This is a genomic window from Geodermatophilus sp. SYSU D00079 (assembly GCF_054050635.1).
On record NZ_JBJGZS010000017.1, the window covers coordinates 18,943 to 39,411 of the forward strand.

The following is a 20,469-nucleotide window of genomic DNA, read 5'->3' on the forward strand; positions in this document are numbered from 1 at the left end:
AGCCGTTGCGTGTCCGGCGACACCGCAGGCCGGGACATCGGCTACGAGGTCTGTCCGGCGACCGCTCGCCCCCTCGTGGCGGCCGCCATCTGCACGCGCAGGCTCCGGCCGACCTTCGCCGGACTCAGGAACTGCCACGGCGTGATCAGCCGGCCTCCGTAGCTGGCCAGGTTCGAGGCCAGTCGGTCGTCGTGCGCGGCGCCGGCGAACATCAGACGCTCGACGGGGTTGAGCTTCCGACCGTTGGCGAGGTCGGCGATGAAGAAGTGGTGTGCGGCCAGGCGGTGGTGGTGCTGCCGCCCGTACCGCTGGAGGGCTGTGTCGATCTCGGCGTCGTCGGCCCTCGGGCGTGCCAGGACCGGACCGACCTCGTCGGCCAGCCACGCCGCGGACTCCAGTGCCCAGCCGCAGCCGACCCCCCACAGGTAGTCGGTGGTCAGGGCGGCGTCGCCGACGAGGGCCATGCCGGGAACCGCCGGTGCCCTGCTCACGTCCGGGTAGTGGGGCACCCCGACGTAGTCGGAGACCCGTCGCGCGGAGGTGAGGTCGGGGCCGTCGGGGAGGGCCTCGATGACCTGCCGGAAGCTGGTGTCGATGTCGCGGCGGAACTCGGTGAGCTTGTCGTGGGTGAGCATGACGGCGAGGACGGTGACGCCGCTGTCGTTGGGGAAGGCGTAGGCCACGTCGGGATCGGTCAGCCACATCTGGGAGCGCTCGCCGCTGGCGAGGGGAAGGTCCTCGAACGAGGCGAAGTAGATGAAGCGCCCGTGCTTCTTCTCCTTGGCGGGCACTGCGGCGGAGGAGGCGACGAGGGAGTACCGCCCGTCGGCGGCGACGACGACCCTGGCGCGGAACTCCTGGTCGTCGCCGGCGCGCGTGGTGGCTCGGACGCCCTGCACCCGGCCGTCCTGTGCGATCACCTGCGTGGCCTTGACCCCCAGGAGGAGGTCGACCCCTGGCGTGGTGGCGGCGAGGTTCCGCAGCATCGGATCCAGCACGCTGCGCCGGATGTTGTAGCCGTGCGGGCCTCCGCCGGGTGCCCGGACCCATCCGTACCGGGTCCAGAGGTCGATGCTGTTGCGGATCGCCCCGGCGGCCTCCATCTGCGGGACCAGTCCGAGTCGCTCGAACACGGCGGTGGCGCTCGGCTGGATGTAGTGGGTGCAGGCCCGCTTGTAGTGGTCCGGGTCCCGGTGCTCCTCGAGCACCGTGACCCGCAGTCCCTGCCGGGCGAGGAGGACCGCTGTCGTACAGCCGCTGAGGCTGCCGCCGACGACGAGAACGTCGGATGGGAGTTGCATGACCGTCTCCTCCGTTGCCCGCCCCCGCCGGGCGGGACGAGCGGACCCTGGCACAGCCTCGCCGAGGCCGGAGGTGGGTCGACGGTCGGAGACGGAGTCGCCGGCCGCGGTGTGGTGGGTCGTGACCCTCGGGGCCGGGTGGACACCGGAACGCCACCGACCGGAAAGCCCGTCAGGCCACCTCCCTCGACGCACCCCGGCCGCCGTCCCCGGGCCTGGGTGGCCCACCGGTCACGGACGCCCGTGCGCGTCACGGGCGGCCGCGACCACCTCGGTCAGCGCCCGGTCGTCCCGGGCCACCCACGCGCGGCCGTCGTCGGTCAGCACGATGGGCCGCTGGATCAGGCGCGGGTGCGCCACCAGCAGCCGGATCCACGCGTCGGCGTCCCGCGGCAGGTCCCGCAGCCCCAGCTCGCCGGCGAGCGGCTCGGACAGCCGGGTGACGTCCCACGGCTGCAGGCCGAGCGCGTCCAGCGCGGCGCGCAGCTCCGCCTCGCTCGGCGGGTCGTCGAGGTAGCGGCGCAGCGTGTACTCCACGCCGGCCTCCTCCAGGTGGTCGCGCGCGGTGCGGCACTTGGAACACGACGGGTTGAACCAGACCTCCACGACCCGACCCTAGGGGTCGGCCACCGCGCCCCGTCGCCAGACGTCCTAGACATCTGTTGCGGCGCGGGCCCGGCGCCCGCATGCTGGTCAGCGGGCGGGGCCCTGGGGCGTCCCTCGGGTGCGCCCCGCCCGCCAGCGTGTGACGCGCGTGTTTGCGTGGTCCCGTCCGAGGGCACCCGTGCGTCGACCGGCCCCGGCGTGGCCGTCGAACCCCCGCGCCGGGGCCGTGGCGCGTCCACGGCCGGGCCGGCCCGCCGCCGGTGTCGCGCTGGACACATCCGGCCGACACGCCGAGCGGCCCGCCCGCCGCGGGTAGGGCACCGCCATGGCACAGACACGGTTGAAGCCGGTGGGCGAGCAGGTCGTCGTCGTGATGGGCGCGTCGAGCGGCATCGGCCGCGCCACCGCCGCCCGGTTCGCCGCCGAGGGCGCGCAGGTGGTCGTCGCGGCGAGGGGCGAGGCGGGGCTGCGGTCCCTGGTCGAGGAGATCCGCGCGGCCGGCGGCGAGGCCAGCGCCGAGGTGGCGGACGTGACCGACCCGGCGCAGGTCCGGCGGGTGGCCCAGCGCGCGGTCGACGAGTACGGCCGGCTGGACACCTGGGTGCACGCCGCCGCCGTCCTGCTCGTCGCCCCGTTCGCGGAGACGACGCCGGAGGAGTTCCAGCGGGTCGTCGACGTCAACCTGATGGGCCAGGTGCACGGCGCCATGGCCGCCCTCCCGCACCTGGAGCGGGACGGGGGTGCGTTCATCTCCATCTCGTCGATGGGCGCCAAGCGCGGGGTGCCCCTGCAGACCGCCTACTGCGCGTCCAAGCACGGCATCGACGGGTTCCTCGAGACGCTGCGGACCGAGGTGCGCCGCGCCGGCTCACCGGTCAGCGTCACCCAGGTCCTGCCGGCGACCATCAACACCCCGCTGTTCGACCAGGCGCGGACCAAGATCGGCGTCAAGCCCGTCGCGCCGCCGCCGATCTACCAGCCCGACGTCGTCGTGGACGCCGTCCTGTACGCCGCGGCGCACCCGGTCCGCGACCTCGTCGCCGGCGGGTCGGCGAAGGCGCTGATCGTCGGCGAGAAGCTCGCCCCCCGCCTGGTCGACGCGCTCATGACCCGTTTCGGGTTCGAGGCCCACGACACCGGTCAGCCCAAGCCGGCCGACGCGCCGGACAACCTCTTCGCCCCGCTGGACCGGTTCGACACCGCCCGCGACGGGTTCGACGGGCAGGCGCGGGAGCGCAGCCTGTACACCGCGCTGCAGCGCCACCCGGTGCTGGGCCGGATCCCGCTGGCGCCGGAGGCGCTGGCGGCGGCGGGCTCGGTCCTCCGGCCGCTGATCCGGTAGTCACCGTCGGGAGCCGGCGGCGGCCGCGGTCCGGTCCACGAGGCCGACCACTCGCCGCGGGACGTCGGAGACCGCGCTGTGGCCGGCGAAGGGCAGCAGGCGGAACCGGGCGGAGGGCACCAGCAGCGCCAGCCACGCGGCCTGGCTGAGCGTCATGACGTCGTGGGTGCCCTGCGCGACGACCACCGGGCAGTCGACCGACCAGTAGTCGATCGTCGCCTCGCGGACGACGGCGGAGCGGACCAGCCGCCAGAAGTCCTGCGCGCCGGCGAACGCGCGCACCAGCGCCACCGCCTCGTCGGGCGGCGTGCGCCACCCCCGCGCGCGCAGCAGGGCCAGCGCCGCGGTGCGCGGCACGGCCGCCCGCAGCACCGGGTCGGCGGCGGGGGCGAGGGCGCGGAAGCCGAGGCGGGCGGCGCCGAGCAGGGCGGTCTGGACGACGCGCTCCCCGGGGGTGAGCGGACCGGTGGGTGCGATGGCGACCACGGAGCGCGCCCGCTGCCGCCGGGCCAGCTCAAGGCCGAGGCGGCCGCCGAGGGAGACGCCGAGCACGTGCGGGAGGCCGACGCCCCGCCGGTCGAGCTCCTGCTCCACGGCGTCGGTCAGCGTCGCGACGTCGGGCCGGACGCCGGCGGGCAGCGGGGGTGAGTCGCCGTGGCCGGGCAGGTCCAGGGCGAGGACGTCGTAGCGCCGGGTCAGGTCGGGCAGCACCGACCGGAACTCCGCCCGGGTGCTGCCCAGACCCGGGAGCAGCAGCAGCGGTGCCCCGCTGCCCTGGCGGTGGCCGCTCATCCGGGGCAGGGGCGTCGCGCTCTCCACCCGGGTCATTGAACGACGGGTGGCCCGGCTCCCGCGCGTCGACCGGCGGGCCGGTCAGACGTAGCGGGCCGCGAACTCGCCCGGCGTCATCGACGTGACCCGGGAGAAGTCCCGGGTGAAGTGCGGCTGGTCGGCGTAGCCGAGCGCCGCCGCGGCCTCGCCGAGCGTCGTGGTGCCGGTCCGCAGCCGCTCGGCGGCCTCCTGCAGGCGCCGGCGCTGGATCAGCCACTTCGGCGTCAGGCCCAGCCGGCGGGAGACCAGCCGCTGCAGGCCGCGCTCGGACAGGTCGAACTCCGCGCAGACCTGGGCTACCCGGGTGACGTCGGTGCGGGACTCGACGAACGCGACGAGCCGGTTGACCAGCTCGCCCTCGGGGTCGACGGGCAGGAACGCCCGCAGCACCCCCTCGTACGCCGACACCGCCCGCCGGTGCGCCGCGGACGCGTGCGGATCCGGGGCCATGGCCGCCCGCACCTCGGCGACCAGCTGCCCACCCCGGGCCCCCAGCACCTCGGTGACGTCGACCGAGCCGTCGGTGTAGGCGGTCATCGGGGCCCCGGCGACCAGGGCGCCCGCGGCCGGGGCGAGCATGACCCCGACGGCCCAGCCCTCGCCGCTGAGCGTGGTCGTCGACAGTCCCGAGACCACGCCGTAGAAGCGGGCGTACTCGGTGGAGACGACCAGCAGGGAGCCGGGGTACTGCAGGACGCGCTGCGGGGCCTCGCGCCCCGGGGGCACCGACCAGACGGGGATCCAGAACCGCTGGACGAGGCCGGCGAACCCCGCGCCGGCGGCGTAGCGGTACATGACGTGCGACGCGTCGCCGGGCTCCTTGAGGTGGGCCCGCTCGATCACGTCCAGCCGGGTCGGCGCGCTGTCGGGTTTCATCAAGACGCAGGGTGCCGCACCCGGCACGCTTGGACCATGACCAGCACCGCGGACCGGTACGAGTCCGCCGCCCAGCCCCTGCTCGACGTCCTCGACGCCGTTCCCGCCGAGGCCTGGACCAACCCCTCGCCGTGCGAGGGCTGGACGGCCCGGGACGTCGTCGGCCACCTGGTCGACACCCAGCGGGAGTTCCTCACCGCCCGCGGCCTGGACCTGGGGCCGGCGCCCGACGTCGCCGTCGACCCGGCCGCCGCCTTCCGGGACCACGCCAAGCGGGTCCTCGCGCTGATCGCCGCCGACGACGTCGTCAGCGCCCCGTTCGACGGCTTCTTCGGTCCCACGACGGTGGGGGCGACCTTCGAGCAGTTCTACGTGTGGGACATGGTCGTGCACCGCTGGGACGTCGCCCGGGCGGCCGGGATCGACGCCGGCCTGACCGACGCCGAGCTGGACCGCATCGAGAGCGGCGCGGAGGGCTTCGGCGAGGCGCTGCACATGGAGGGCATCTGCGCGCCGGCCGTGCCGACGGGTCCGGACGCCGACCGGCTCACGCGCGTGCTGGCCCTGCTGGGGCGCCGCGTCTGACCGGCCGACAGGAGCGTGTCCGTGCGGGGACGGTCAGGCGCTGAGCGCGTCGCGCCGCTGCAGGCGCAGGCGACGGCGCTCCCGCTCGGACAGGCCACCCCAGATGCCGAAGCGCTCGTCGTTGGCCAGGGCGAACTCCAGGCACTCGGCCCGGACCGCGCACCCGGTGCACACGCGCTTGGCCTCGCGGGTGGAGCCGCCCTTCTCCGGGAAGAACGCCTCGGGGTCGGTCTCGGCGCACAGCGCGTCGAGCCGCCACGCCTCGTCGGAGGCGGCGGGGGCGGGCCACGCCGGCAGCGGCTCGTCCACCCCGGCGGACCAGTCGGTCAGGAGGGTGAGGGACGGGCGGGAGAAGGACGACACGGGAAGCTCCTCGGACGGGTCTGGATCGCACCGACGTGACGGACCGGTACGAACTGGCTGCTGTCCGTGACGTTACGTATCCCCCCATCGGGGTGCACAGGCACAGATCGAACGAAACGGTCTCGTCCTGTTGGTGGATTGTGTCGGACGGTCGGGAAGGGGGAGCCGGTGACCGCGAGCGGCCCGGGCCGCATCGGCGTGGTCGGCGCCGGCATCGTCGGCCTGGCCGTGGCCCGCCGCCTCGCCGTCCTCCGGCCGGACGCGCGCATCACCGTGGTGGACAAGGAGGCCGAGGTCGGCGTCCACCAGACCGGCCACAACAGCGGCGTGGTGCACGCGGGCCTCTACTACCCGCCGGGGTCGCTGAAGGCGCGGCTGTGCACCCGCGGCCGGGAGCTGCTCCGGGAGTTCTGCGCCGACCACGGCCTGGTCTACGACGAGTGCGGCAAGCTCGTCGTCGCCCGGGACGACGGCGAGCTTCCGGCGCTGCGGGAGATCGAGCGGCGGGCCACCGCCAACGGCGTCCCCGGCCTGCGCCGGCTGGCCCGCGGCCAGCTGCGGGACGTCGAGCCCGAGGTGGTCGGGGCGGCGGCCCTGCACTCCCCGCACACCGCCATCGTGGACTTCCGCGCCGTCGCCCGGGCCATGGCCGAGGACCTCCGGCAGGAGGGCCACGAGGTCCGGCTCGGCTTCCGGGTCACCGGCGTGCGGCGGCCTCCCGGCGGGGGAGTGGTGGTCACCTCCGGCGCGGAGGAGCTGGCCGTCGACCGGCTGGTCGTCTGCGCCGGCCTGCAGACCGACCGGGTGTCGCGGCTGGCCGGTGACGAGGAGGGGCCGGCGATCGTGCCCTTCCGCGGCGAGTACCTCCGCCTGGTGCCCGAGCGCAGCTGGCTGGTGCGCGGGCTGGTCTACCCGGTGCCCGACCCGCGCTACCCGTTCCTCGGCGTCCACTTCACCCGCCGCGTGGACGGGGGTGTCGACATCGGGCCCAACGCGGTGCTCGCCCTGGCCCGGGAGGGCTACCGCTGGCGCGACGTCCGGCCGGGGGAGCTCCTGGGCACGCTGGCCTGGCCGGGCATGCGTCCCCTGGCGCGGCGGCACTGGCGCACGGGCGTCGCCGAGATCCGCGGCTCGCTGTCGCGCTCGGTGTTCCTCGCGGCGGCCCGGGAGTACGTGCCGGCCGTGACCGCCGCCGACGTCCGTCGGGCGCCGGCCGGCGTCCGGGCCCAGGCGGTGGACCGCGACGGCACCCTGGTCGACGACTTCCGGGTCAACCGGCTGGGCCCGGTCGTCACGGTCCGCAACGCGCCGTCCCCCGCGGCCACCTCGGCGCTGGCCATCGGCGAGTACGTCGCCGAGCGGGTGCTCGAGGAGGGCTGAGCGCGGCCGGGCGCAGCCGTTCCCCGGAACGGACGGCAGCGGCGTGCCGCCCCTCCCGGTGGACCCCGCCCATCCGGTAGACAGCGGGGGCGCCGCGACCGCGTGCCGCCCGACGCCGGCCCGGTCGCGCCAGGGGACGCCGACGGGACCGCGCCGCGGTCCCCCCGACGGGACGGAGACACGATGAGCACGGCCACGAGCACGGACCCGCGGTCGACGGCGCGGCACGCCGCCGACAGCCACGACCTGATCCGTGTGCACGGCGCGCGCGAGAACAACCTCAAGGACGTCAGCGTCGAGCTGCCCAAGCGCCGGCTGACCGTCTTCACCGGCGTCTCCGGTTCGGGCAAGAGCTCGCTGGTGTTCGGCACGATCGCCGCGGAGTCGCAGCGGCTGATCAACGAGACCTACAGCGCCTTCGTGCAGGGCTTCATGCCGACGCTGTCCCGGCCGGAGGTCGACCTGCTCGACGGGCTGACGACGGCGATCATCGTCGACCAGGAGCGGATGGGCGCCAACCCGCGCTCGACGGTCGGCACCGCCACCGACGCCAACGCGATGCTGCGGATCCTGTTCAGCCGGCTCGGCCAGCCGCACATCGGCTCGCCGAACGCGTTCTCGTTCAACATCCCCACGGTGCGGGCCAGCGGTGCGATCACCGTCGAGCGGGGCGCGAGGACCAAGGCGGAGAAGGCGACCTTCACCCGCCTGGGCGGCATGTGCCCCCGCTGCGAGGGCATGGGCTCGGTGACCGACTTCGACCTGACCGCGCTGTACGACGACAGCAGGTCGCTGGCCGAGGGCGCGCTGACCGTCCCGGGCTACAGCATGGACGGCTGGTACGGCCGCATCTTCAGCGGCGCCGGGCTGCCCATGGACAAGCCGATCCGGGACTTCTCGAAGAAGGAGCTGCACACGCTGCTCTACGGGGAGCCGACGAAGATCAAGGTGGAGGGGGTCAACCTCACCTACGAGGGCGTGATCCCCAAGATCCAGAAGTCCATGCTGTCCAAGGACGTCGAGGCCATGCAGCCGCACGTCCGCGCCTTCGTCGAGCGGGCGATCACCTTCACCACCTGCCCCGAGTGCGACGGCACCCGGCTGGCCCCGGAGGCCCGCTCGTCGAGGATCCGGGGGAAGAACATCGCCGACCTGTGCGCGATGCAGATCAGCGACCTCGCCGACTGGGTCCGCGACCTCGACGAGCCCTCGGTGGCCCCGCTGCTGACCGGGCTGCAGCACCTGCTCGACTCCTTCGCCCGGATCGGGCTGGGCTACCTCTCGCTCGACCGGCCCGCCGGCACGCTGTCCGGCGGGGAGGCCCAGCGCACCAAGATGATCCGCCACCTCGGCTCCTCGCTCACCGACGTCACCTACGTCTTCGACGAGCCGACGATCGGCCTGCACCCGCACGACATCGAGCGGATGAACGGGCTGCTGCTGCAGCTGCGGGACAAGGGCAACACCGTGCTCGTCGTCGAGCACAAGCCGGAGACGATCGCGATCGCCGACCACGTCGTCGACCTCGGCCCCGGCGCCGGGACCGCCGGCGGCCAGGTGGTGTTCGAGGGCACCGTCGAGGGGCTGCGGGCCAGCGACACGCTCACCGGCCGGCACCTGGACGACCGGGCCGCCCTCAAGCCGTCGGTGCGGACGCCGTCGGGGGTGCTGGAGGTCCGCGGCGCCGGCACCCACAACCTGCGCGACGTCGACGTCGACATCCCGCTCGGCGTGCTGGTGGTGGTGACCGGCGTGGCCGGGTCGGGCAAGAGCTCGCTGGTCCACGGCTCGGTCGCCGGCCGCGAGGGCGTGGTGGTGGTCGACCAGAGCGCGATCCGGGGGTCGCGGCGGAGCAACCCGGCGACCTACACCGGCCTGCTCGAGCCGATCCGCAAGGCCTTCGCGAAAGCCAACGGCGTGAAGCCGGCGCTGTTCAGCTCCAACTCCGAGGGCGCCTGCCCCACCTGCAACGGCGCCGGTGTCATCTACACCGACCTGGGCGTCATGGCCACCGTCGAGTCCACCTGCGAGGAGTGCGAGGGCCGGCGGTTCCAGGCGTCGGTGCTGGAGTACACGCTGGGCGGCCGGAACATCGCCGACGTCCTCGCGATGTCGGTGGTCGAGGCCGGGGAGTTCTTCGGCGGCGACGGCGAGGCGCGCACCCCGGCCGCGCACAAGGTCCTCGAGCGGCTGGCCGACGTCGGGCTCGGCTACCTCACGCTCGGCCAGCCGCTGACCACGCTGTCCGGTGGCGAGCGGCAGCGGCTCAAGCTGGCCACCCAGATGGCCGAGAAGGGTGACGTCTACGTCCTCGACGAGCCGACCACGGGCCTGCACCTGGCCGACGTCGAGCAGCTGCTGGGCCTGCTGGACCGGCTCGTCGACTCCGGGCGGTCGGTGGTCGTCATCGAGCACCACCAGGCGGTCATGGCGCACGGTGACTGGATCATCGACCTCGGCCCCGGCGCCGGCCACGACGGCGGCCGGGTGGTCTTCGAGGGCACGCCCGCCGACCTGGTCGCCGCCCGCTCCACCCTCACCGGCGAGCACCTGGCGGCCTACGTCGGCGCCTGACCCGGGCCCCGCGGGCCGGGCGGTGCGCTCAGCCCGGCCCGCGGGGGCGCAGCTCCAGCCACAGCCAGGCCGCCAGCGCGACCGGCACGGCCACGAACCCGGCCAGCGCCACGACGTTGCCCACCAGCGAACCCAGCCAGGCCAGCAGCAGCGGGGTGCCGAACCCGGTGTAGGCGAAGGCGTAGAACGCGCTGTTCATGGCGCCGCGGGTGGGTGCGGGCGCGAGCCGCGCGGTGAGGGTCAGCCCGGCGGTGAGGCAGAGCCCGCCGCCGGCGCCCAGCAGCAGCGCGGAGGGCAGCAGCAGCGCCTGCGTCCCGGCCACGACCGCGGCCACGCCGAGACCGTGGCCGAGGGCGCCCAGCGCCATGCCGAGCGGCGCGGCGCCGCGGTCGGCGCGGCGTCCCACGCGGGCGGCGACCGCGCTGGCGGCCAGGGCCAGCCCACCGATCAGCCCGGCGTAGGCGACGCCGACCCCGTCCGGGACGACGAGCAGGGGCAGCAGCGTCGCCGCGACGGCCGGGAACGCGAAGACCCCGACGGCGGTGGGCGCCAGCACCGCCCAGAACGGCCGCCGCGCCTCCGGCGGCAGGCCCAGCGTCATCAGCCGACCGGCGCGGCGCACCTGCACGGTCTCGGGCACCGTCGCCAGCGCGGCGAGCCCGGCGACCAGGACGGCGACGTGCACGAGGTAGGGCAGGGTCGTCGGGGCCGGGCCGTACTGGGCCAGCACCCCGCTCATCGCCGGCGCCACCGCGAAGCCCAGGGACGTCGACACCGCCCCGCGGGTGGCCGCCGACTGCTGTCCCCCGGGCCCGGCCAGCTCCTGCAGCCAGGCGTTGGCCACCGAGAACACCACCCCGGACACCACGCCCTGCAGGAGCCGGCCGGCGTAGAGCAGCGGCAGGTGGTCCACGGCGGGCAGGAACACCAGCGAGGCCAGGCCGGCGAGGACCGCGAACGGCAGCACGAGGGTCCGCCGTCCGAACCGGTCCGACGCCGCGCCGGACACGCTGAGGGCGGCGATCAGGCCGAGGGCGTAGCAGCCGAAGACGGCGGTGAGGTCGGCCTCGGACAGCCCCAGGGTGCGCCGGTACACCAGCAGCAGTGGGGTCGGGATGTTGGTGCCGAGCGCGACGGTGAACAGCCCGAAGGTGAGGGCGTCCAGACGCCGCCGCGTGACGTCCCGCTGACGCGTGGCCTCCGGCACCCCGCGGACGCTACCGACGCCGCGGGGGGAACGGGCCGCCCGGACCACCGCGGGTCAGGGCCGGAGGGACCAGGTGGACAGCTGCCCGGCCCACCGGAAGCCCAGGGCCTCGTTGACCGCGACCATGGGCCGGTTGGACTCCGCGTTGTAGGTGCTGATCCGGCGGACGGCGGGCAGCGTCGCGGCGAGCTCCCGGAGCACCGCCGTCTTGACCAGGGTCCCGAGGCGCCGGCCGCGGTGCTCCCGCAGGACCAGCGTGCCGCCCTGCTGGGCGCGCTCGGGCCGGGACAGGGGGACCTGCAGGTCGGTGAAGGCCACCAGCCGGCCCCCGGTCACCGCCCCGGCCGAGAGCACCGTCCGGCCGCGGGCGACGTGTGCGTCCTCGTACTCGCGCACGCGCGCGGCGTCCCAGTGCTCCTCCTCGACGGGGAGGTCCCCGTGCGGGGCGTCGGTGGTCATGCGCTGCTCCAGGAGCGCCCGGTCGTCGACCAGCCCGTCCGGCGTCCGGTCCCGCCAGGTGACCACCTCGTAGCCGCGGCCGGCCGCCCGCGCCTGCTCCTCCAGCGCCGCCAGCCGCGCCTCGTCGGCCGGGAGCAGCAGGTCGCGGCGGCTCTCCAGCAGGTCGCAGCGCCAGCCGGTGCGCAGTGCGAAGGCGCGCCCGGCGACGTCCGGGGTCGGCTCGTCGACCTCGGTGACCAGCTCGGTGCGGCCGGCGTCCCGTGCCACCCGCACCGCCTCCCGGAGCAGCCGGCCGCCGACGCCCCGGCGGCGGTGCGCGGGGTGGACCGCGAGGTCGACGTGGGCGACGGTCGGGTTGTCCCGCAGCGGGAGCAGCAGCCGCAGGGCTCCGACGACCGTGCCGCCGGCCAGCGCCGCCCGGTGGGTGCCGGTCAGGGAGCCGCCCGGCGCGAGGAGCCGGCGGGCGAGCGCTGCGTGGTCACCGGCCGGCCGGGGCGGGTCGCCGGGGCGGTCCAGGCGCTGGCCGTCGGCCCAGACCCGGCACCAGTCGGGGAACCGCCCGTCGTCCGGGCCGATCTCGGAGATGTGCACCTCCCCGTCCTACCGGGCGGCGCAACGGCGTTCTCCGCGGCCGGTCAGCCCCGCTCGCGGGGACGGCGACGCAGGAAGTCGGCGGCGATCTCGTCGAAGGTCGCCCAGGTGACGCCCGCGTGCCCGTTGATGTGCCCGATCAGCCGCTCCAGCGCGAGCAGCACCTGGGGCCGCCCGGAGACGTCGGGGTGGATGGTCATGGTGAACACGGCGTAGTCCTGCTCGCGGTACACCCAGTCGAACTGGTCGCGCCAGGACTGCTCGATGTCGCGGGGGCTGACGAACCCGTGGCTGTTGGGGCTGGTCTTGACGAACATCATGGGCGGCAGGTCGTCGAGGTACCAGTTCGCCGGGATCTCGACGAGGTCGGTCTCCCGGCCCCGCACCAGCGGCGCCATCCACGTGTCGGCCGGCCGGGAGTAGTCGATCGCCGTCCAGCTGTCGCCGACGCGGACGTAGTAGGGCTCGAAGTCCCGGTGCATCAGCGAGTGGTCGTAGGTGATGCCGCGCTCCAGCAGCAGCTCGTTGGTCACGGTGCTGAACTCCCACCACGGGGCGACGTAGCCGGTGGGGCGGCGTCCGCTGCGCTTCTCGACCAGCTCGATGCACCGGTCCAGCACCGCCTCCTCCTGCTCCCGGCTCATCGCGATCGGGTTCTCGTGGCTGTAGCCGTGCAGCCCGATCTCGTGCCCGGCCGCGACGCAGGCGTCGAACTGCTCGGGGAAGGTCTCGATCGAGTGGCCCGGCCAGAAGAAGGTCTGGGTCAGCCCGTGCCGGCGGAACAGCTCCTGCACGCGGGGCACGCCCACCTCACCGGCGAACAGACCCCGGGAGATGTCGTCGGGGGAGTCCTGCCCGCCGTAGGAGCCCAGCCACCCGGCGACGGCGTCGATGTCCACGCCGAAGGCCACGAGGATCTCCTTGGTCATCGCGATCAGCTCCTCCCCGGGCGGTCGCACGCCGCCCGGTCGTGGTGGACGGGTCAGCCGGGGAGCCGGCCGGCCAGCACCCGGTGCGGTTCCCGGGCGTCGAGGGCGAGCGCGGCGGCGAGCAGCAGCCGGCCCTGCCACGGGCTCAGGTCACCGGCGAACAGCGCCCCCGACCGCGCCAGGCCCGCGCCGCCACCGGCGTAGAGCGGGGCGACCGGCCCGGACGGCACCCGGGAGCACACCAGCACCGGGATGCCGCGGGCGACCAGCCGGGCGGCCTCCTCCGCGACCGCGGGCGGGACGTTGCCCGCGCCGAAGGCGGCCAGCACGACCCCGGCCGCGCCGGCGTCCACGGCGGCGCGCAGCAGCGCGGCGTCCGCGCCCAGGTAGCAGGCGACGACGTCCACGCGCGGCAGCTCGCGGTCCAGGTCGAGCGGCAGCGGACCCGGCCGCACGGGGCGGGCCAGGGGGACGACGGACCGGTCGGCCACCTGCAGCACCGGGCCCCGGCCCGGCGCGGCGAAGGCGGCGCTGCGCAGCGTCTCCACCTTGCGCACCCCGCGTGCGGGGAAGACCAGCCCGTCGAAGCACAGCAGCACGCCCAGCTCCCGGGCCAGGGGCGAGGCGGCCACCGCGAGGGCGGCGGCCAGGTTGGCCGGCCCGTCGGGGGCGGGGGAGTCGAACGGCCGCTGCGCGCCGGTGAAGACCACCGGGCGCGGGTCGTCGTGCACCAGGTCGGCGAGGTAGGCCGACTCCTCCATCGTGTCGGTGCCGTGCGTGACGACGACGCCGTCCACGTCGCCGGACAGGTCGCGGCGCACCTCCGTCACCAGCCGCCGGAGGTCGGCGGGCGTCAGGGCGTAGCTGCCGACCGTGCTCAGGTCGCGCACGGTGACCTCGACGTCCGGCGGGCGGCCGGCCGCGGCGAGCAGGTCGGCGGCCGGCGTCGTGGCCGCGAGCCCCTCGGGGCTCGCCCGGCTGGCGATGGTGCCGCCGGTCGCCAGCAGGTGGACCCGTCGCACGCGACCTCCCCGTCCGCGGCGCCCGCCGGGCCGGCGAGGCGGCGCGGAGCCCCGCCGCCACGGTGGCACGCCGGGGCGGCCGGCGCACCCCCGGCCGGCGCGGCCCGCAGGATCGCCCCGGTCCCTTCCGGTGGGGGCGGGAACGGGACAGACTCCGGGGGACACGGGGACCCAGGCCGACGACCGGCGGGAGACCACGATGCCCGACCACCCGACCCCCGGCCCCAGCCGGTTCCTGCGGGGCCCGTTCGCGCCGGTCACCGAGGAGATCACGGCGTTCGACCTGCCCGTCACCGGCCGCCTCCCGGGAGCGCTCGACGGGCGGTACCTGCGCAACGGGCCCAACCCGCTGGGCCTGGACGAGCCGGTCCAGCACTGGTTCCTCGGCCCGGGCATGGTGCACGGCGTGCGGCTGCGCGACGGCCGCGCGGAGTGGTACCGCAACCGGTGGGTGCGTTCCCGGCAGGTGGCCGAGGCGCTGGGGGAGCCGTGGCCCGGCGGCCCGGTGCACTCCGACACGGACTTCGCGGCCAACACCCACGTCATCACCCACGCCGGGCGGACGCTGGCCACCGTCGAGTCCGGCCCGCTGCCCTACGAGCTCACCGACGAGCTCGGCACCGTCGGCCCGTGCGACTTCGGCGGCACGCTGCCCGGCGGCTACGCGGCCCACACCAAGCTCGACCGGCGGACCGGGGAGCTGCACGCCGTCGCCTACTTCTGGGCCTGGGACCACGTGCAGCACGTCGTCGTCGGCCCCGACGGGCGGGTCACCGGCACCACCGACGTCCCCGTCCCGGACGGGCCGATGATGCACGACTTCGCCCTCACCAACCGCTACGCCGTTCTGCTCGACCTGCCGGTCACCTTCAGCATGGACGCCGCCGTCGCCGGCTCCCAGCTGCCCTACGCCTGGAACCCGGCGCACCCGCCGCGGGTCGGGCTGCTGCCCCGGGAGGGGACCGACCGGACGGTCCGGTGGGCCGAGGTGGACCCGTGCTGGGTCTTCCACACGCTCAACGCCTACGACGACGGCGACCGGGTGGTCCTCGACCTGTGCCGGTACGACGGCCCCTACGACCTCGCGGACCTGGCCGGGAAGGGGCGGCTGACGCTGGACCGGTGGACCGTCGACCCGGCGACCGGCCGGGTCGACCAGCGGGGCCTCGACGACCGGCCGCAGGAGTTCCCCCGGGTCGACGAGCGGGTCGTCTCCCGGCCGCACCGCTACGGGTACAGCGCGGCGACCGCGCAGGCCGAGGGCGCGACCGCGGGCATGGACGGGACGTTCGTGGACGACGCGTTCGCCGACGCGCTGCTCAAGCACGACCTGGCCACCGGCACGGTGGAGACCCACCGCTTCCCGGGCCGCACCGTCGGGGAGGCGGTGTTCGCCCCGTCGTCCCCGGACGCCGGTGAGGACGACGGCTACGTGATGGCCTTCGTGCACGACCCCGACCGGGGCGCGACCGACCTGGTGGTGCTCGCCGCCCAGGACTTCGCCGGGCCGCCCGTCGCGCGGGTGCACCTGCCGGCGCGGGTGCCGCTGGGCTTCCACGGCAGCTGGGTCCCCACGGCGTGAGGGCCGGCCCGCCTCAGGCCCGGACGGCGGTCCCCGTGCCGCCGGCGAGGGGCAGGACGCCGGACCGGGCCAGCCGGTCGGCCAGCAGCGTGCCGTCGCCGGCGCGGACGACGGGCACCGCCCCGACCCGTTCCTCGCTCTCCGGTGCGGCGGTGCCGAGGGGGGCGACGGTGCGCAGCGCGATCGCACCCACCCGGCCGGGGTGGGCGCCGGCGAACCCGCGGTAGATCTCGGGGTCGTGCTCGCCGTCGTCCCCGACGAGCACCCAGCGGACGCCGGGCAGGTCGCGGGCCAGCTGCTCCAGGGAGCCCCGCTTGTGCGCCTGGCCGCTGCGGAACCAGGCTCGCGGGCTGATGCCCCAGTCGGTGAGCAGGACGGCGCCGGGTGGGAAGCCGTGCCGCGCGAGGAAGTCGGTGATCGGGCCGGCCAGGTTCCAGGGTCCGTTGCTCAGGTAGACCACCGGCGCGCCCGGCGCGTGTTCGACGAGCCGGTTGAGCAGCGCCGCCATGCCCGCCACCGGACGGCGGGTGGAGCCGTTGCCCGCGAAGGTCCGCCAGGCCGCCCGCAGCGGGTGCCGGATGCCGGTGATCCAGACGGTGTCGTCGATGTCGCAGACGACCCCGCGGTCGGCGTCGGGCGCGGCCACGTGCACCGGGGCGGGGACCGGGGGCCGGCCCTCCACGTGCAGCAGCGCGGTGGCCTCCCCGGGCGGCAGGTCGACCGGGACGGCGAGGTCGATCAGCCCGGCCTCGTCGGCCCGCGCCCGCACCCGGGTCCCGCCGAGGCTGACGTCGATCTCGCCGTGCGCCTGCTCCAGGGTCAGCAGCCGCCGCCAGCCGGGGATGTCGCGGCGCGCGTTCGGGTCGGTGCCCACCGGCGCGAGCAGCAGCCGACCGCGCACCCGGGCCCGGCCCTGCGCGGCGTACCCGGGGTAGCCGAGCGCGGCGAGGGTCCAGCCGCGGCCGCGGGCGCGCTCGGACAGGGCCCGGTCCAGCCGCGTCTTGGCGCGGAAGGCGGCGGCGACCAGGCGGGAGGAGCCGCCTACGGCTCCGGGGGACGGCGTCGGCACGGGCACCTCCGGGAGGATCGGCGGGCAGACCGTACTGACCCCGACGGGCCGGCGCACGTCGGTGCGGGACACCCCGAGGCCGGACCGCTAGCCGGCGTAGCCCTGGCGCATGTCCTCGACGATGCGCGGCTGGTCCAGCGTCGACGGCGGGAGGGTCTGCGGCCCGCGGTCGGCGGAGAACACCCCGGCGGCCTGCAGCACCGCCGGGTCGAGGAACCGCAGCGACGGTGCCCGCGGTGACAGGTCCAGGCCGGGTGCCGCTCCGCCGGCCTGCGCCAGCGCGAAGCCCCAGTCGCCGAAGCTCGGCACGTGCACGTGGTACGGCGTCGCGCGCAGCCCGGCGGACTCCAGCGTGCTGACGGTGCGCCAGTAGGCGGTCGGTGTGGAGTAGGGGCTGCCGGCCTGCACGGTCACGAGCGCGCCGGGTGCCAGCACCCCGGTGAGGAGCCCGTAGAACTCCGTCGAGTAGAGCCGGCCGAGGACGGGCGTGTCCGGGTCGGGCATGTCGACGACGACGGCGTCGAAGTCCGGCCCGGGCGTCCGGCGCAGCCAGCCGAAGGCGTCGTCGATGACGACGTCCACCCGCGGGTCGTCCAGCGCGCGGTCGTTGAGGTCGGCCAGCCGGGTGCGGGCCAGGTCGACCACGGCGGGGTCGAGCTCCACCTGCACGACCTCGCGGACCGACGGGTGACGCAGCACCTCCCGGGCGGCCAGCCCGTCGCCACCGCCCAGGACGAGCACGCGGGCCGGGTCGCGGGCGAGCGCGGGGTGGACCAGGGCCTCGGTGTAGCGGTGCTCGTCGAGGCTGGCGAACTGCAGGTCGCCGTCGAGGAACAGCCGGACGTCGCCGGCCCGCTCGGTCACCACGATCTCCTGGTACTCGGAGCGCACGGCGGCGACGATCGGGTCGGAGTAGAGCCGCTGGCGCGCCGTCACCTCGACGTCCTGCGCGCGCACCAGCAGCACGCCGAGCACGGCGGCCGCCGCGAGCAGGGCCGCGGCGGCGCTCCGGCGGGCGCGCGGGCTGAGCTGCCGGCGCAGGAGGAACCCGGCGACCACGGCCGCGGCCACGAGGTTGACCACCCCGGTGAGGGCCGCGCCGCGGATCTGCCCGGCGAGGGGGAGCAGGACGAACGGCCAGACCAGCCCGCCGAGCAGGGCCCCGGCGTAGTCCGCCGCGTTGAGGTCGGCCAGCAGCTTGCCGGTGCCCTCCGCGTCGATGCCGGTGCGGCCCGACTGCAGCAGGGTCATGAGCAGCGGCACCTCCGCCCCGACCAGCACCCCCAGGACCGCCGTGGCCACCAGCAGCACCGCGGTGCTGGTCCCGTAGTAGGAGAAGGCGACGTAGAGGGTGACGGCGCTGAGGCCGCCCGCGACCCCGAGCGCGGTCTCCACCGCGACGAAGGTGGCCGCCGCGTGCCCGAGGAGGGGCTTGACCAGCAGCGCCCCGGCGCCGAGCGCGGCGACGAACCCGGCGACGATCAGCGACGTCTGCGTGATCCCGCCGCCGACGAGGCTCGCCGACAGCGTCAGCAGCACCAGCTCGTAGACCAGCCCGCAGGCCGCGCACACCGCCACGGCGGCGAGCAGCAGCGGGCGGGCGCGCAGCGGGAGCGGGGTGCCCGTGCCGGCCCGGGGCCCGGCGGTCGACGCGGTCACCGGCTCAGGACAGCGCGGCGGCGTTCACCGCGCCGATCGCGACCAGGCTGACCGCCACCGCCCACGCGGTGCCGGTCATGTGCGGGGTGTTGACGACGTCGCGCAGGTGCCCCGGGACGAACACGTCGAGCAACCGCAGGGCCAGCGCCTGGAGCACGACGCCGAGCAGCCCGTAGACCGCCGAGTCGACCAGGCCCTGGCCGAGGCTGTCGGCGCTGGTCATGATCGCCGTCACCACGATGACCGCCAGCGCGAGGTGGTTGCCGGCGAGCAGGATGGCCGCGTTCGGGTTGTGGTCGACGTAGACCTGGGTGCGCAGGTTGCCGGGGGTGAGCAGGTCCAGGGCGAGGAAGCCCAGGGCCAGCACGGCCAGCCCGATGAGGAAGTACAGCAGGGTCGCCACCACGCCCTGGCCGAGCAGCTCGCCGTCGACCGAGCCGAACTCCAGCGCATGGGTTGTCGCGCTCACGTGTCACTCCTGGGGATGGGGGTCGGGGCAGGGGGTGCAGGCGACGTCACTTGCCGTCGCCGGGGCCGCTCCCGGCGCCGCTCCCGGCGGGGGAGCCGGGCCGGAACCCGGGGCCGAGGAAGACGAAGAACCCGCGGCTGTAGCGGCCGTCGGTGTCCTCGACCTGCACGGTGCTGCCGCCCGCGGCCGGGCTCACGATGACGATGTCGTCGTCGTAGCGCAGGTACTCGTTGCCGCCGTCGGCCGCGCGCTCGGCGGGTCGCACCGCGTCGACGATCGCGGTCGTGGTGGTGCCGACGGGGTCGGGCGAGGAGTACACGGCGGTGTCCCCGCGGGAGGTCTGCAGGTCGTAGGTGTCGCGGAGGAAGTCCCGGACCCGGTTGGCGCTGCCGCACCCGGCCAGCAGCAGGGCCGCGGCGACGAGGACGGCGGTCCACCGGCGCGCGCTCACGGCGTCCACCGGCTGCGGGTCGTGACGATCTCGCCGGAGGCCCCGTCCGGGTAGAGGTGCCAGGTCTCCCACGCCCAGCCGCCCCCGGCGAGGGGTGCGCCGGTCACGGCGGTGAGGGCACTGCCGGAGCCGGGGAACCGGCCGCACAGCCAGGCGGGGTCGTCCGTGGCGCGCGCCCGCAGGTCCTCGGCGGTGGCGTCGAGCTCGCCCCGGGACACCGCCGACACCGCGGAGGCGATCTCGAAGCCACCCGACCGCAGGTGCCGGGGGAGCGCGCTGCCGCCGGCCGCCAGCGCGTCGCAGGACACCTGCTCGGTGAGCCGGTGCCCGGGGACGGTCGCGGTGACCACGTGCGAGGCGCCCAGCACCCCGAGCACGAGCGTCCCGCCGTCCTCGGCGTGCAGCCGCACCTCGGCCAGCGCCGGTGGGGCGGGCGCGTGCAGCAGCAGGCCGAGGGCACCGGCGCTGACGTCCCGCGGCTGCACGTCGAGATCGAGCAGCGTCATGCCTCGGGTGTCCGGTGGTAGACGGTCAGCTCGCCGCGGGAGACCGCGCGCCCGGTCGAGACCTCCCACGACTGCGTGGGCGCCCAGCGCTCGAAGGCGATGAGGCCGGTGCGGTCCCGGGTCGCGTAGTCGGCGTAGTCGACGGTCCCGCTCGGGGGAGTGCCGGTGGTGCCCTCGGCGGTGTAGGAGGCGCGGCCCCGCTCGATCTGGTGGTGGACCCGGTCGTCCAGGACGACGTCCCCGTCAGGGGTGAGCCCGGTGCCCTCGCGGCGCATCCACAGCGTCATCTCCAGGTCGCCCTCGTCGTCCTCCACGGTGAGCCAGCGCTTGCCGGTGGAGCCGTCGAGCAGGTGCTCGCGCCAGGTCGTGCCGCCCTCCTCGAGCACGATGGTGCCGCGGACGACGTGGTCGATCCCGGCGTAGGTGATGACGTCGCCGACGCCGATCGCGTGCGGGTCGTAGACGTCGGGCTCGTCGGCCAGCGGGTCGACCCGGCGCCGTACGGGACGCCGGGCCAGGTTCCGCCGGCGCAGGACCAGGATCACCACGGCCAGGACGACCACGAGCGCCAGGAGGACGAGCAGGACCTCGGTCACGGAGCCGCCTTCCTGCGGGGACGGGGAGTGGCCGACCGTATCGCGACGACCCGCCCGGGGTGGTCGACGGC

At 75.7% G+C, this 20,469-nt stretch carries 20 protein-coding genes; 5 read left to right on the forward strand and 15 right to left on the reverse strand.

Translation table 11 applies throughout. The features are described from left to right. Window positions 1-41: 41 nt before the first annotated feature. Together ACI79E_RS14570 and ACI79E_RS14575 are read right to left on the reverse strand one after the other, a co-directional pair. The gene (locus ACI79E_RS14570; RefSeq protein WP_456933274.1) at window positions 42-1,301 is read right to left on the reverse strand and encodes an NAD(P)/FAD-dependent oxidoreductase; all 1,260 of its coding nucleotides are present in this window, start codon (window positions 1,299-1,301) and stop codon (window positions 42-44) included. A gap of 231 nt (window positions 1,302-1,532) precedes the next feature. Further along, window positions 1,533-1,907, reverse strand: coding sequence for an ArsC/Spx/MgsR family protein (locus ACI79E_RS14575; protein WP_456933275.1), 375 nt, complete (start codon window positions 1,905-1,907; stop codon window positions 1,533-1,535). A 325-nt stretch (window positions 1,908-2,232) separates the two neighbouring features. Here ACI79E_RS14575 and ACI79E_RS14580 point away from each other — a divergent pair, with 325 nt between their 5' ends. Continuing rightward, window positions 2,233-3,249, forward strand: a complete 1,017-nt coding sequence (locus ACI79E_RS14580) for an SDR family oxidoreductase (RefSeq protein WP_456933276.1) — start codon at window positions 2,233-2,235, stop codon at window positions 3,247-3,249. Here the strand turns inward: ACI79E_RS14580 and ACI79E_RS14585 are convergent, their stop codons facing one another. After that, a complete protein-coding gene (locus ACI79E_RS14585; protein WP_456933277.1) occupies window positions 3,250-4,068 on the reverse strand; it encodes an alpha/beta fold hydrolase in 819 nt (272 codons plus the stop codon). Between the two features lie 54 nt (window positions 4,069-4,122). After that, complete coding sequence (locus ACI79E_RS14590) at window positions 4,123-4,956, reverse strand: helix-turn-helix domain-containing protein (protein ID WP_456933278.1); 834 nt, start codon at window positions 4,954-4,956, stop codon at window positions 4,123-4,125. 36 nt (window positions 4,957-4,992) lie between these two features. On the opposite strand from ACI79E_RS14590, the gene ACI79E_RS14595 reads away from it, so the two are divergent. Next, window positions 4,993-5,541, forward strand: a complete 549-nt coding sequence (locus ACI79E_RS14595) for a TIGR03086 family metal-binding protein (protein ID WP_456933279.1) — start codon at window positions 4,993-4,995, stop codon at window positions 5,539-5,541. A gap of 33 nt (window positions 5,542-5,574) precedes the next feature. Here the strand turns inward: ACI79E_RS14595 and ACI79E_RS14600 are convergent, their stop codons facing one another. Beyond that, window positions 5,575-5,904, reverse strand: coding sequence for a WhiB family transcriptional regulator (locus ACI79E_RS14600; RefSeq protein WP_456933280.1), 330 nt, complete (start codon window positions 5,902-5,904; stop codon window positions 5,575-5,577). 168 nt (window positions 5,905-6,072) lie between these two features. Between ACI79E_RS14600 and lhgO the strand changes: the two genes are divergently transcribed. Next, window positions 6,073-7,284, forward strand: a complete 1,212-nt coding sequence (gene lhgO / locus ACI79E_RS14605) for an L-2-hydroxyglutarate oxidase (protein WP_456933281.1) — start codon at window positions 6,073-6,075, stop codon at window positions 7,282-7,284. Window positions 7,285-7,467: 183 nt separating this feature from the next. Beyond that, complete coding sequence (locus tag ACI79E_RS14610) at window positions 7,468-9,858, forward strand: ATP-binding cassette domain-containing protein (protein WP_456933282.1); 2,391 nt, start codon at window positions 7,468-7,470, stop codon at window positions 9,856-9,858. A 28-nt stretch (window positions 9,859-9,886) separates the two neighbouring features. On the opposite strand, the gene ACI79E_RS14615 is transcribed toward ACI79E_RS14610, so the two are convergent. Genes ACI79E_RS14615 through ACI79E_RS14630 form a run of 4 tightly spaced genes read right to left on the reverse strand, consistent with a single transcriptional unit; the run spans window position 9,887 to window position 14,066 of the window. Then, on the reverse strand, window positions 9,887-11,065 hold the full coding sequence (locus tag ACI79E_RS14615) for an MFS transporter (protein ID WP_456933283.1): 1,179 nt from the start codon (window positions 11,063-11,065) through the stop codon (window positions 9,887-9,889). 54 nt (window positions 11,066-11,119) lie between these two features. Next, window positions 11,120-12,115 (reverse strand): GNAT family N-acetyltransferase, encoded by a 996-nt coding sequence (locus ACI79E_RS14620; RefSeq protein ID WP_456933284.1) that lies wholly within the window; start codon window positions 12,113-12,115, stop codon window positions 11,120-11,122. Window positions 12,116-12,159: 44 nt separating this feature from the next. Beyond that, a complete protein-coding gene (locus ACI79E_RS14625) occupies window positions 12,160-13,044 on the reverse strand; it encodes a polysaccharide deacetylase family protein (protein WP_456933285.1) in 885 nt (294 codons plus the stop codon). 53 nt (window positions 13,045-13,097) lie between these two features. After that, window positions 13,098-14,066 carry an asparaginase gene (locus ACI79E_RS14630; protein ID WP_456933286.1) on the reverse strand — a complete coding sequence of 323 codons (969 nt, stop codon included), beginning with the start codon at window positions 14,064-14,066 and terminating at the stop codon, window positions 13,098-13,100. Between the two features lie 199 nt (window positions 14,067-14,265). Between ACI79E_RS14630 and ACI79E_RS14635 the strand changes: the two genes are divergently transcribed. Then, the gene (locus tag ACI79E_RS14635; protein WP_456933287.1) at window positions 14,266-15,648 is read left to right on the forward strand and encodes a carotenoid oxygenase family protein; all 1,383 of its coding nucleotides are present in this window, start codon (window positions 14,266-14,268) and stop codon (window positions 15,646-15,648) included. A 13-nt stretch (window positions 15,649-15,661) separates the two neighbouring features. On the opposite strand, the gene ACI79E_RS14640 is transcribed toward ACI79E_RS14635, so the two are convergent. The 6 genes from ACI79E_RS14640 to ACI79E_RS14665 all read right to left on the reverse strand — a co-directional run bounded on the left by ACI79E_RS14640 (window position 15,662) and on the right by ACI79E_RS14665 (window position 20,398). Next, entirely contained in the window at window positions 15,662-16,717 is a 1,056-nt protein-coding gene (locus ACI79E_RS14640) for an App1 family protein (RefSeq protein ID WP_456933288.1), read from the reverse strand. 87 nt (window positions 16,718-16,804) lie between these two features. Then, the gene (locus ACI79E_RS14645) at window positions 16,805-18,376 is read right to left on the reverse strand and encodes a polyamine aminopropyltransferase (protein WP_456933289.1); all 1,572 of its coding nucleotides are present in this window, start codon (window positions 18,374-18,376) and stop codon (window positions 16,805-16,807) included. 4 nt (window positions 18,377-18,380) lie between these two features. Then, complete coding sequence (locus tag ACI79E_RS14650) at window positions 18,381-18,845, reverse strand: DUF350 domain-containing protein (RefSeq protein WP_456933290.1); 465 nt, start codon at window positions 18,843-18,845, stop codon at window positions 18,381-18,383. A 46-nt stretch (window positions 18,846-18,891) separates the two neighbouring features. Beyond that, window positions 18,892-19,296, reverse strand: a complete 405-nt coding sequence (locus ACI79E_RS14655; RefSeq protein ID WP_456933291.1) for a DUF4247 domain-containing protein — start codon at window positions 19,294-19,296, stop codon at window positions 18,892-18,894. Continuing rightward, window positions 19,293-19,802, reverse strand: coding sequence for a DUF2617 family protein (locus ACI79E_RS14660; protein WP_456933292.1), 510 nt, complete (start codon window positions 19,800-19,802; stop codon window positions 19,293-19,295). Before ACI79E_RS14660 ends, ACI79E_RS14655 begins: the two co-directional genes overlap by 4 nt. Beyond that, complete coding sequence (locus ACI79E_RS14665; RefSeq protein WP_456933293.1) at window positions 19,799-20,398, reverse strand: DUF4178 domain-containing protein; 600 nt, start codon at window positions 20,396-20,398, stop codon at window positions 19,799-19,801. Before ACI79E_RS14665 ends, ACI79E_RS14660 begins: the two co-directional genes overlap by 4 nt. Window positions 20,399-20,469: the final 71 nt, after the last annotated feature.

Excerpts from the sequence above, each read along its gene's own strand:
- ACI79E_RS14570 (WP_456933274.1), bottom strand. The coding sequence starts at position 1,301 with ATGCAACTCCCATCCGACGTTCTCGTCGTCGGCGGCAGCCTCAGCGGC.
- ACI79E_RS14580 (WP_456933276.1), top strand. The coding sequence starts at position 2,233 with ATGGCACAGACACGGTTGAAGCCGGTGGGCGAGCAGGTCGTCGTCGTG.
- ACI79E_RS14590 (WP_456933278.1), bottom strand. The coding sequence starts at position 4,956 with ATGAAACCCGACAGCGCGCCGACCCGGCTGGACGTGATCGAGCGGGCC.
- ACI79E_RS14595 (WP_456933279.1), top strand. The coding sequence starts at position 4,993 with ATGACCAGCACCGCGGACCGGTACGAGTCCGCCGCCCAGCCCCTGCTC.
- ACI79E_RS14610 (WP_456933282.1), top strand. The coding sequence starts at position 7,468 with ATGAGCACGGCCACGAGCACGGACCCGCGGTCGACGGCGCGGCACGCC.
- ACI79E_RS14625 (WP_456933285.1), bottom strand. The coding sequence starts at position 13,044 with ATGACCAAGGAGATCCTCGTGGCCTTCGGCGTGGACATCGACGCCGTC.
- ACI79E_RS14635 (WP_456933287.1), top strand. The coding sequence starts at position 14,266 with ATGCCCGACCACCCGACCCCCGGCCCCAGCCGGTTCCTGCGGGGCCCG.
- ACI79E_RS14660 (WP_456933292.1), bottom strand. The coding sequence starts at position 19,802 with ATGACGCTGCTCGATCTCGACGTGCAGCCGCGGGACGTCAGCGCCGGT.